The sequence below is a fragment of the Sporosarcina sp. FSL K6-1508 genome, assembly GCF_038007465.1.
GTDB lineage: Bacteria > Bacillota > Bacilli > Bacillales_A > Planococcaceae > Sporosarcina > Sporosarcina psychrophila_B.
The window spans coordinates 1152959-1165189 of the sequence record NZ_JBBOXF010000001.1 but is presented as its reverse complement, the minus strand read 5'-3'; the positions used below and the strand labels follow the sequence as shown (position 1 = coordinate 1165189).

At 43.1% G+C, this 12231-nt stretch carries 11 protein-coding genes; all 11 read right to left on the bottom strand.

Annotated elements, in window-relative coordinates; genetic code table 11:
• Position 1: 1 nt before the first annotated feature.
• Positions 2-286: a 50S ribosomal protein L23 gene (gene rplW / locus MKZ11_RS05420; RefSeq protein ID WP_340792986.1), complete on the bottom strand. Its 285-nt coding sequence runs from the start codon at positions 284-286 to the stop codon at positions 2-4.
• Complete coding sequence (gene rplD, locus MKZ11_RS05415) at positions 286-909, bottom strand: 50S ribosomal protein L4 (protein ID WP_340792985.1); 624 nt, start codon at positions 907-909, stop codon at positions 286-288. Before rplD ends, rplW begins: the two co-directional genes overlap by 1 nt.
• A gap of 25 nt (positions 910-934) precedes the next feature.
• Entirely contained in the window at positions 935-1564 is a 630-nt protein-coding gene (gene rplC, locus MKZ11_RS05410) for a 50S ribosomal protein L3 (protein ID WP_340792984.1), read from the bottom strand.
• A gap of 43 nt (positions 1565-1607) precedes the next feature.
• The gene (gene rpsJ / locus MKZ11_RS05405; protein WP_067204744.1) at positions 1608-1916 is read right to left on the bottom strand and encodes a 30S ribosomal protein S10; all 309 of its coding nucleotides are present in this window, start codon (positions 1914-1916) and stop codon (positions 1608-1610) included.
• A gap of 251 nt (positions 1917-2167) precedes the next feature.
• Positions 2168-3487, bottom strand: a complete 1320-nt coding sequence (locus tag MKZ11_RS05400; RefSeq protein ID WP_340792983.1) for a Na+/H+ antiporter family protein — start codon at positions 3485-3487, stop codon at positions 2168-2170.
• 140 nt (positions 3488-3627) lie between these two features.
• Positions 3628-4815, bottom strand: coding sequence for an elongation factor Tu (gene tuf, locus MKZ11_RS05395; RefSeq protein WP_340792982.1), 1188 nt, complete (start codon positions 4813-4815; stop codon positions 3628-3630).
• A gap of 130 nt (positions 4816-4945) precedes the next feature.
• Positions 4946-7024, bottom strand: coding sequence for an elongation factor G (gene fusA / locus MKZ11_RS05390; RefSeq protein WP_340792981.1), 2079 nt, complete (start codon positions 7022-7024; stop codon positions 4946-4948).
• Positions 7025-7075: 51 nt separating this feature from the next.
• The gene (gene rpsG, locus MKZ11_RS05385; protein WP_340792980.1) at positions 7076-7546 is read right to left on the bottom strand and encodes a 30S ribosomal protein S7; all 471 of its coding nucleotides are present in this window, start codon (positions 7544-7546) and stop codon (positions 7076-7078) included.
• A gap of 81 nt (positions 7547-7627) precedes the next feature.
• Positions 7628-8047 (bottom strand): 30S ribosomal protein S12, encoded by a 420-nt coding sequence (gene rpsL, locus MKZ11_RS05380; protein WP_340792979.1) that lies wholly within the window; start codon positions 8045-8047, stop codon positions 7628-7630.
• Positions 8048-8148: 101 nt separating this feature from the next.
• The gene (locus MKZ11_RS05375) at positions 8149-8397 is read right to left on the bottom strand and encodes a ribosomal L7Ae/L30e/S12e/Gadd45 family protein (protein ID WP_340792978.1); all 249 of its coding nucleotides are present in this window, start codon (positions 8395-8397) and stop codon (positions 8149-8151) included.
• 143 nt (positions 8398-8540) lie between these two features.
• Positions 8541-12122 (bottom strand): DNA-directed RNA polymerase subunit beta', encoded by a 3582-nt coding sequence (rpoC, locus tag MKZ11_RS05370; RefSeq protein WP_340792977.1) that lies wholly within the window; start codon positions 12120-12122, stop codon positions 8541-8543.
• Between the last annotated feature and the right edge of the window lie 109 nt (positions 12123-12231).

Sequence of the window (12231 nt, the reverse complement as noted above, 5' to 3'; positions counted from 1 at the left end):
ATTACATTTCGAAAAGTTCGATGTCTTTTGAGTCAGCAGTTAATGTAACAATCGCTTTACGGCGTCTGTTCGTATAACCGGAGTGCTTACCCATACGCTTAAGTTTGCCTTTGTAGTTCTGTACGTTCACTTTATCAACTTGAACACCGAAAACTTCTTCGATAGCTTGCTTAATATGTGTTTTATTAGCGCGCGTATCAACTTCAAAAGTGTACTTTTTGAATTCCATTTGTTCAGAAGTACGCTCGGTAATGACCGGACGTTTTAGAATATCACGTGCTTCCATTAACCAAGCACCTCCTCTATTTTTTGAACTGCTGCTTTAGTTATTACTAGTTTATCGTGACCAATAAGGTCAAGTACGTTAATGCCTGTCGCTGTTACTACACTGATGCCAGGGATGTTACGTGCGGACAATGCCACAGTTTCATCTAGATCTGCAGTTACAATCAACGCTTTCTTGTTAATTGATAGATCAGCTAGTACTTTGATGAACTCTTTTGTTTTTGGTGCATCGAATGTTAGCCCTTCAAGAACGATGATATCTTCTTCGCGAACTTTCGTAGAAAGAGCTGAAAGAAGAGCCAACCTCCGGACTTTCTTCGGTAATTTGTAGCTATAGCTTCTTGGAGCTGGACCGAATACGATACCGCCTCCACGCCATTGTGGTGATCTGATCGACCCTTGACGAGCACGACCTGTACCTTTTTGACGCCACGGTTTACGTCCGCCACCAGCTACTTCCCCACGGGATTTCACTTTGTGGTTACCTTGACGTAATGAAGCGCGCTGTTGAACCAATGCTTCGAATAAGACAGCTTCGTTCGGCACGATACCAAAGATTGCTTCATTTAGTTCGATGTCTCCGACAGAAGTTCCTGCCTGGTTTAATACGGATACTTTAGGCATTCCTGTTTCCTCCTTCCTTTAATAATCAGTTCCCTTTGATTGCGCTACGCACTTGTAGAAGTGATTTGCGTGATCCTGGAACGTTACCTTTTACTAGTAGCAAGTTGCGCTCAGTGTCAACTCGTATAATTTCAAGGTTTTGTACTGTTACTGTTTTGCCACCCATACGTCCAGGCATTTTTTTACCTTTGAATACACGTTGTGCATCAACAGATCCGATTGAACCTGGTGCGCGGTGATGACGTGATCCGTGGGTCATAGGTCCGCGTGAATATCCGTGACGCTTGATAACACCCTGGAACCCTTTACCTTTTGATGTACCTGTGATGTCGACGATATCGCCTTCAGCAAAAGTATCAACTTTGACTTCTTGACCAACTTCGTAGCCACAAACGTCTAATTCGCGGAATTCGCGAATGAAGCGCTTAGGTGCAGTATCAGCTTTTGCAACGTGCCCTTTTTCAGGTTTGTTAGCAAGCTTTTCGCGTTTATCTTCAAATCCGATTTGGATTGATTCGTAGCCGTCTGTTTCCGTAGTCTTCTTTTGAAGAACAACGTTTTGTCCAGCCTCAATCACTGTTACCGGGATAAGATCTCCGTTTTCAGCAAAAATTTGCGTCATACCGAGTTTTCTTCCCAAGATTCCTTTGGTCATTTAGTCCACCTCCTGAATTAATGTGTGTTTTATTTAGTATCGATTAAAGTTTAATTTCAATGTCAACGCCTGATGGTAAATCGAGTTTCATTAAAGCATCGACAGTTTGTGGTGTCGGGTTAACGATATCGATTAGACGTTTGTGAGTACGCATTTCAAACTGCTCGCGCGAATCTTTGTATTTATGCACCGCACGAAGAATCGTGTAGACAGTTCTTTCAGTCGGTAGTGGAATCGGACCCGATACACTAGCACCCGAACGTTTTGCTGTTTCTACGATCTTTTCAGCTGATTGATCAAGAATTCTATGATCATATGCTTTTAAACGAATACGAATTTTTTGTTTTGCCATTATTTTCCCTCCCTTGCGCCTATTTTGTTATAGACATTCTCCGCGAAAATTTCCCACACACATGCCATGGCAAAGCGGCCTGGTGTGTCGGCAACCTCTCGCTTCATCGCAGTCAAAGACCAACATTCAATATTATACACAAAGAAAAAGAATCACGCAAGTCTTTTGGCGGAATTCTTTTTCTCAGCTTTTTTAGTATAATTCCCTCACGCTCATATTGCAACATTGTGAGCAATAGACCGAACACTTTATTAATTAAAAAACATGACTGTTGCCCACCCGAAGATAATTAATGGGATATTGTAGTGAATAAATGTAGGTACACATGTATCCCAAATATGATTATGCTGACCATCGACATCAAGACCGGCAGTCGGCCCAAGCGTAGAGTCCGATGCAGGCGATCCTGCATCACCAAGTGCGGCCGCCGTTCCAATAAGTGCGATGATAGCTAACGTGCTAAAACCGAATTCCATACTGAGAGGTACGAAGATTGATGCAATAATTGGGATTGTCGCAAACGAGGATCCGATTCCCATCGTTACGATTAACCCGACAAGAAGCATGACAAGCGCAGCCACTCCTTTGCTATCTCCAAGAATTGAGCTTGCATATTCGACAAGCGTAATAACATGTCCCGTCTCTTGAAGCACTGCAGCAAATCCGTTCGCTGAAATCATAACAAATCCTACAAATGCCATCATGCGCATTCCTTCATTGATTAAGCCATCTGCTTCTTTCCACTTAAGTGCTCCAGTAATATATAAAATTCCAATCCCAGTCACTGCACCTGCAATCATAGACTGCGTCGGTATCTGTACGCTAAGCGTACCAATAAGAGCCATGACGGTGAAAACAATATTACGCGTTTTGACAACTACTACTTCTTCAGTGATTTCAATCTGTTTGTCCGCATATTCCCTTGGCTTGCGATAAGAGAAAAAGATTGCAATTAGAAGACCCGCAACTAACCCAAGAACCGGGAACGCCATTGCTTTTGGAATGTCCGCCATATCGATTGCTAAACCTGCACTTGCCATTTGGTTGGCCAAGATTTCATGGAAGATGAATCCATATCCATAAGGGAGTAAAATATACGGAGCCGTCAACCCGAATGTTAGGACTGTCGCTATCAGACGACGATCTACTTTCAACATATTTAATACATGTAAGATCGGAGGTACTAATAAAGGTATGAATGCTATGTGAATCGGTATAAGATTTTGAGAAAATAAGGCCATTGCCAGAAGAATTAACACGATCAGCACTTTACCTAGAGCTGCACGATCTGCCTGCCCTTCTTTTTTCACAATACGCAACATCGCTGCTACAAGCAGTTGAGGTATGCCCGTCTTTGAAATTGCAACCGCAAATCCACCTAGTAGTGCATAACTGAGCGCAATTGTTGCGCCATCACCCAGGCCATCAGTGAACGACTCAATTATCTCATCGAATGATAAGCCACCTGTAAATCCGCCAACAATAGCGCCTGTAGCGAGTGCCAATACAACGTTCACTCTCAATAGACTTAAAATCAACATAACAACTACAGCAATAACTACAGCATTCATTTGTATTCCTCCTGCGATTTGTTTCTTTAGTCAACTAAAGTAATAAAGTATAGTATTAAGATAGCAGAGAGACTTTCCTTTGTCAATAAAAAAAGGCAACAAAAAACCCCACCACTAAGGGCGGGGTTTTTTAATAATAATTATTTAAGGATTGTTGCTACAACGCCAGCGCCTACAGTACGTCCACCCTCACGGATAGAGAACTTCGTACCTTCTTCAAGAGCGATTGGAGCAATTAGATCGATTGTCATTTCAACGTTGTCCCCAGGCATAACCATTTCTACGCCTTCTGGAAGTTCGATAACACCAGTCACGTCAGTTGTACGGAAGTAGAACTGTGGACGGTAGTTAGAGAAGAATGGAGTGTGACGTCCACCCTCTTCTTTTGAAAGAACATAAACTTCAGATGTAAACTTTGTGTGTGGAATGATAGTACCTGGTTTAGCAAGTACTTGTCCGCGTTGGATATCATCACGTGATACACCACGAAGTAGTGCACCGATGTTGTCGCCAGCTTCTGCATAGTCAAGAAGTTTACGGAACATTTCTACACCTGTAACAGTTGTATTTTTTGGTTCTTCAACGATACCGATGATGTCAACAACATCTCCGATTTTAACTACTCCACGCTCAACGCGTCCAGTAGCAACTGTTCCACGTCCTGTGATTGAGAATACGTCCTCAACAGGCATCATGAATGGTTTTTCAGTGTCGCGTGGTGGTGTTGGGATATACTCATCAACAGCAGCCATAAGTTCAACGATTTTATCTTCCCACTCTTCTTCGCCTTCAAGTGCTTTAAGAGCAGATCCTTTGATGACAGGAATGTCATCGCCAGGGAAATCGTATTCAGAAAGAAGGTCACGAATTTCCATTTCTACTAGTTCAAGAAGTTCTTCGTCATCAACCATGTCACATTTGTTCATGAAGACAACTAGGTAAGGAACACCAACTTGACGTGAAAGAAGGATGTGCTCACGAGTTTGTGGCATTGGGCCATCAGCTGCAGAAACAACTAGGATCCCGCCATCCATTTGTGCTGCGCCAGTGATCATGTTTTTAACATAGTCGGCGTGACCTGGGCAGTCAACGTGTGCGTAGTGACGAGTAGCAGTTTCATACTCAACGTGTGAAGTATTGATTGTGATACCGCGCTCTTTTTCTTCAGGTGCGTTATCAACGTCCGCGTAAGAACGTGCTACTCCACCTGATCTTTTTGCAAGAACTGTAGCGATTGCTGCAGTTAGTGTAGTTTTACCATGGTCGACGTGACCGATTGTTCCTACGTTAGCATGCTGCTTGGAGCGGTCGAATTTTTCTTTTCCCATTGTGGAAATCCTCCTCGAAATATAAAAGTTTTTTTGTTTTTATATAGTTATAGGCGTTAAAAGGGGGCCCCCCTTTAACTTCCTATATCTACTCATAATTCATTTTAAATAGAAACAAAGTTGAATTCTATTATTCGCCTTTGTTTTTCTTGATAATTTCTTCAGCAACTGATTTCGGCACTTCTTCATAGTGATCGAATGACATTGCGAAGTTACCACGTCCTTGTGTATTAGAACGTAGAGATGTTGCATAACCAAACATATTAGCAAGTGGAACCATTGCACGAACTACTTGTGAATTACCACGAGCTTCCATTCCTTCTACACGGCCACGGCGTGATGTAACATCACCCATAATATCGCCCATGTATTCTTCTGGAATCTGAACTTCAACTTTCATCATTGGCTCAAGTATAACTGGACTAACTTTAGATACAGCGTTTTTCAATGCCATAGATGCAGCAATTTTAAACGCCATCTCATTGGAGTCGACATCATGATAAGAACCGTCGAATAGACGAGCTTTAATGTCGATCAAAGGATAACCAGCAACTACACCATTGTCAAGTGAATCACGGATACCAGCTTCTACTGCAGGAATATATTCACGTGGAACTGATCCACCAACAACGTTGTTAATGAATTCGAATCCTTTTCCTTCTTCGTTAGGAGAGAATTCAATCCAAACGTGACCAAACTGTCCACGTCCACCGGATTGACGCACGAATTTACCTTCAACTTCCGCTGAAGCACGGAATGTTTCACGGTAAGATACTTGTGGCGCTCCGACGTTAGCTTCAACGTTGAATTCACGGCGCATACGGTCTACAAGAACGTCAAGATGCAATTCACCCATACCAGCGATGATTACTTCTCCAGTTTCTTGGTCTGTATGTGCGCGGAATGTCGGGTCTTCCTCTTGAAGTTTAGCAAGAGCCATACCCATTTTATCTTGGTCGGCTTTTGTTTTTGGTTCAACAGAAAGTGAGATTACTGGTTCTGGGAAGTCCATAGACTCAAGAATTACAGGTGCGCTAGCCTCACATAGTGTGTCACCAGTTCCTGTATCTTTAAGACCGACTGCAGCAGCAATTTCCCCTGAATGTACTTCAGAAATTTCTTCACGAGAGTTGGCATGCATTTGTAGAATACGTCCTACGCGTTCACGCTTCCCTTTAGAAGAGTTCTGAACGTATGATCCTGATTGAAGAACACCAGAATACACACGGAAGAATGTCAATTTACCTACATAAGGATCCGTCATAACTTTGAATGCAAGTGCCGAGAACGGCTCGCTGTCGTCTGAGTGACGCTCAACTTCTTCATCAGTATCAGGATTTGTTCCTTTCATAGGCGGGATATCTAGTGGTGATGGAAGATAATCAACTACAGCATCAAGAACAAGTTGAACACCTTTGTTCTTGAAAGCAGTACCACATACAACCGGATAGAATTCAACAGCCAATGTCGCATTACGAATTGCTTTTTTGATTTCTGCGGTAGTAATTTCTTCTTCATCCAAGAATTTATTCATTAGGGCTTCATCAAATTCAGCAACCGCTTCAATCATTTTTTCACGGTATTCTTCGGCTTGCGCACGGAATTCTTCCGGAATTTCTTTGATTTCTGCAGTCATACCTGAATCATCGCCGTAGTAAACTGCATTCATTTCAACTAAATCGATGATTGCAGAGAATGTATCTTCTGCACCAATCGGCAATTGAATTGGATGCGCGTTTGCTCCAAGACGTTCACGAAGTGTACCTACAGAATATAGGAAGTCTGCACCCGTTTTGTCCATCTTGTTAACAAATACTAGACGTGGAACGCCATAGTTAGTCGCTTGACGCCAAACCGTTTCTGTTTGTGGTTCAACACCTGATTGAGCGTCAAGTACTGTTACAGCTCCATCAAGAACACGAAGGGAACGTTCAACTTCAACAGTGAAGTCTACGTGACCAGGAGTATCAATGATGTTTACGCGGTGGCCTTTCCATTCAGCTGTTGTAGCAGCTGATGTGATTGTAATTCCGCGCTCTTGCTCTTGCTCCATCCAGTCCATTTGAGATGCACCTTCGTGCGTTTCTCCGATTTTGTGGATTTTACCAGTGTAATAAAGGATACGTTCAGTCGTCGTCGTTTTACCGGCATCGATGTGAGCCATGATTCCAATATTACGTGTATTCTCTAAGGAGAATTTTCTAGCCATATTATAGATCTCCTTCCGTCTCGGATTAGAGTGTCAATGATTCGCCGAATCTTACCAGCGGTAGTGAGCGAATGCTTTGTTAGCATCTGCCATTTTGTGCATTTCTTCACGGCGTTTCACAGAAGCACCAGTGTTGTTAGAAGCGTCAAGGATTTCATTCGCAAGACGTTCTTCCATTGTTTTCTCACCGCGTGTGCGTGAGTAGTTAACGATGTAACGAAGTCCAAGAGTCGTACGACGATCAGGGCGTACTTCAACTGGAACTTGATAGTTTGCTCCACCTACGCGGCGTGCTTTAACTTCAAGTACAGGCATTACGTTAGTAAGTGCCGCTTCGAATACTTCAAGTGGATCTTTACCTGAACGTTCTTTCACAAGCTCGAACGCACCATAGAGGATTTTCTGAGATGTTCCTTTTTTACCGTCAACCATCATTTTATTAATTAGACGTGAAACGAGCTTCGAATTATAAATCGGATCCGGAAGTACGTCACGTTTTGCAACAGGACCTTTACGTGGCATGTTGTATTCCTCCTTTCGAAATGATTATTCCGAGTTAATTTCCCTTAACTTTCCGAAATGATTATCTCGAATTAATTTTTCTTACTTTTTAACTTTAGGTTTTTTAGCTCCGTACATAGAACGGCTTTGCATACGGCCAGTTACACCAGCTGTATCAAGTGCTCCACGAACGATGTGGTAACGAACACCTGGTAAGTCTTTTACGCGTCCGCCGCGAAGTAGGACTACACTGTGTTCTTGAAGGTTGTGGCCTTCACCAGGGATGTATGCGTTGACTTCCAATGAGTTCGTCAAGCGTACACGTGCATATTTACGAAGAGCCGAGTTAGGCTTTTTCGGTGTCATTGTGCCAACACGCGTACAAACACCTCTTTTTTGTGGTGAGTTTACGTTTGTCATTGACTTTTTGAAGCTGTTATAGCTTTTTCCGAGTGCTGGAGATTTAGATCCTGTCACTTTTGATTTACGTGGTTTACGGACCAATTGATTAATTGTAGGCATCGGTTTTTCCTCCTTTCGAACTTCTTTTGTAAGACCACACATCCAGGTGGTTCATTTTTGGGGTAAAAACAAAGTCTTTGTGCTTCATTGCACAAAAACTATTATTCAGTAATCGCAACCACCGCTGCACTGACTTGAATGCCACAAGCGTTTCCGAGTCTTTCTTTCGAATCAACATGTGTCACTTGAACGCCATGAAGTGCGGCTTCCTCCATCACTGGAGCAATAATCCGTTCTTCTGCATCCTGCGCAATAATAATTTCTATCACTATCCCTGCACGGATTGCTTTCACTGCTTGCTTTGTACCGATGATTGTCTTCTTTGCCTGCTCGACTTTTTCATAAGACATTTCCACATCCTCCAAAGTACAGACATCCAACTATCAACCTTTTGTATTTTATCATCTGTTAGTAAAACTGTCAACACATAAAAGAAAATCAGGGGAGTACTTTCGTATTCCCCTGTTTTAAGTTTAAGTGATATAACTCTAACTTACTTAGTTGCTGTTTTTTCTTGCTCCATCACGATATGACGGTAACGTTGCATTCCTGTTCCGGCTGGAACAAGTTTACCGATAATAACGTTCTCTTTCAAGCCAAGTAACTCATCGGTTTTCCCTTTAATAGCTGCATCTGTCAAGACACGAGTTGTCTCTTGGAAAGATGCTGCCGATAAGAAGGATTCCGTTTCAAGTGAAGCTTTTGTAATACCGAGAATGACAGGACGGCAAGTAGCAGGAACCTTGTTAACTTTAAGCACTTCTGCATTCGCATCCGAGAATTGATGGATGTCGAGCAGTGAGCCCGGCAACAGATCCGTGTCTCCCGCTTCGATAATACGCACTTTACGAAGCATTTGGCGAACCATTACTTCAACGTGTTTATCGCCGATTTCAACACCCTGCATACGGTAAACTTTTTGAACTTCTTTTAAGAGATAAACTTGAACGGTAACAACGTCTTTTACAACAATCAATTCTTTCGGATCGATAGAACCTTCGGTTATAACTTCACCGCGATCAATCTTATCACCGACATCGACTTTAAGACGGGCGTTGTATGGCGTGAGGTATTTCCGCGTTTCTACATCGCCTTGAATTGTAATTTCTTTTTGGCCTTCACGGATTTCATCGATTTCAATGATTTCCCCTTTGATTTCCGAAATGACCGCAACCCCTTTTGGATTACGTGATTCGAAGATCTCTTGGATACGCGGAAGACCTTGTGTAATATCATCCCCTGCAACTCCACCTGTATGGAACGTACGCATTGTAAGCTGTGTACCCGGCTCGCCGATAGATTGTGCAGCGATAATACCAACCGCTTCACCCACTTCAACTTTTTCACCTGTTGCCAAGTTAATGCCGTAACATAATTTACATACGCCGTGTTTCGTATTACAAGTGAACGCAGAACGGATCGTTATTTGCTCAAGTCCCGCATCCAAAATTGCGCGAGCAGCATCAGCAGTAATCAATCCATCTTTTTTAAGAATCAAAGCACCTGTTTCAGGGTGGTAAATCGTTTTCTTCGTGTGACGACCTTCGATACGTTCATCCAGGCCTTCGATTACTTCCGTTCCATCCATAAGTGCTCCGATATCCAATCCGCGATCCGTACCACAATCATCTTCACGAACGATGACGTCTTGTGCAACGTCAACAAGTCGACGTGTCAAGTAACCTGAGTCAGCTGTCTTAAGGGCAGTATCGGCAAGTCCTTTACGCGCTCCGTGTGTCGAGATGAAGTACTCAAGCACCGTCAATCCTTCACGGAATGACGATTTGATTGGAAGTTCGATGATTCGTCCAGCCGGGTTGGCCATCAGACCACGCATACCAGCAAGCTGCGTAAAGTTTGATGCGTTACCCCGTGCGCCCGAGTCACTCATCATGTAAATCGGGTTTGAGTGATCGAGGGAGTCCATCAATTTATCCTGAATGACATCCTTCGCATGGCTCCAGTAAGAAATGACGCGATCATATCGCTCTTCTTCTGTTATGAGACCACGACGGAATTGCTGCATCACTTTATCGACTTTATCTTGTGCTTCTTTCAGGATATCGTCTTTATTAGGCAAGACGACGATATCGGAAATACCGATCGTAATCCCTGCACGAGTAGAATATTTAAATCCAAGATTTTTCATCCGGTCAAGCATTCTTGACGTTTCTGTAATGTGGAAACGTTTAAAGATCTCCGCGATGATATTTCCAAGGATTTTTTTCTTGAACGGCTCAATTAGTTCCATTTCAGCAACATGCTCTTTAACGTTCACAGTCCCAGATACAAAGTACTTGTCTGGTGTTTCGATTTGCAAGTTGAAATCTGACGGCTCGTTAATATACGGGAAAGATTTCGGCAGAATTTCATTGAAAATCACTTTTCCGACTGTCGTTATAAGAAGCTTACCATTCTGTTCATCAGTAAACGTAGGGTTGTTCAAAGAACTTGCCTGAATAGCGATACGCGAATGTAAATGTACGAAACCGTTATGATAAGCAATAAGTGCCTCATCCGCATCACGGAATGAAGTACCTTCCCCTGACGCGCCTTTACGTTCCAGTGTGAGGTAGTAGTTTCCTAATACCATATCCTGAGAAGGCGTAACGACTGGTTTCCCGTCTTTCGGGTTCAAAATGTTTTGTGCTGCCAACATAAGAAGACGCGCTTCCGCTTGTGCTTCTGCGGATAACGGAACGTGGACGGCCATTTGGTCACCATCGAAGTCAGCGTTATAGGCTGTACAAACAAGTGGGTGAAGCGTGATCGCACGTCCTTCTACAAGAATTGGCTCGAATGCTTGAATACCAAGTCGGTGAAGAGTCGGGGCACGGTTCAATAAGACCGGATGCTCCTTGATGACTTCTTCGAGAACGTCCCAAACTTCCGAATGGAGGCGTTCAATTTTACGTTTGGCACTCTTAATGTTGTGCGCAAGACCTCGTTCAACGAGTTCTTTCATAACAAACGGTTTAAATAGTTCAATCGCCATTTCTTTCGGCAGACCGCACTGATACATTTTCAAGTTAGGACCTACGACGATAACGGAACGACCAGAATAGTCAACACGTTTTCCTAGTAAGTTTTGACGGAAACGTCCTTGCTTACCTTTCAGCATATGAGAAAGGGATTTCAATGGACGGTTACCAGGTCCTGTAACCGGACGGCCACGGCGACCATTATCGATAAGTGCATCAACTGCTTCTTGCAGCATCCGCTTCTCGTTCTGCACAATGATTCCTGGTGCGCCTAAATCCAATAAGCGTTTCAATCGATTGTTCCGGTTGATGACCCTTCTGTACAGGTCGTTCAAGTCAGATGTTGCAAATCGTCCACCATCAAGCTGCACCATTGGGCGAAGCTCCGGCGGAATGACTGGCAATACTTCAAGAACCATCCATTCAGGTTTATTGCCCGAGTTACGGAATGCTTCTACAACTTCTAGACGTCTGATTGCACGTGTACGACGTTGTCCTTGAACTGTTTTTAACTCTTCTTTCAAGAATTCCATCTCTTTTTCAAGATCGATAGCTGCAAGAAGACGTTCAATCGCTTCAGCACCCATTAGCGCTTGGAATTTGGAACCATACTTTTCGCGGTAGATACGATATTCCCGTTCTGAAAGCAATTGCTTCCTTTCAAGCGGAGTATCCGCAGGGTCAACGACTACATATGATGCGAAATAGATGATTTCCTCCAAAGCACGTGGTGTCATATCAAGGATAAGACCCATTCGGCTTGGAATTCCTTTGAAATACCAAATATGTGTTACAGGAGCTGCAAGTTCAATATGCCCCATACGTTCACGACGAACTTTTTGACGCGTCACTTCTACTCCACAACGGTCACAAACGACGCCTTTATAACGAACACGTTTATACTTCCCGCAATGACATTCCCAATCTTTTGTAGGTCCAAAAATACGTTCACAGAACAGACCATCTTTTTCGGGTTTCAATGTACGGTAGTTAATTGTTTCTGGCTTTTTCACTTCACCATATGACCATGAACGGATCTTATCAGATGAAGCAAGCCCGATCTTCATATACTCAAAATTATTTACATCTATCAAGGAGCCTACCTCCCTCTAGTCTAATCGCTGCAATTGGCTTTTCCGAGCAAGCGCACACTTGATGTTCAAAAGAGAAGGGGGAATACGTTAACTTCCCCCGAGAATCATT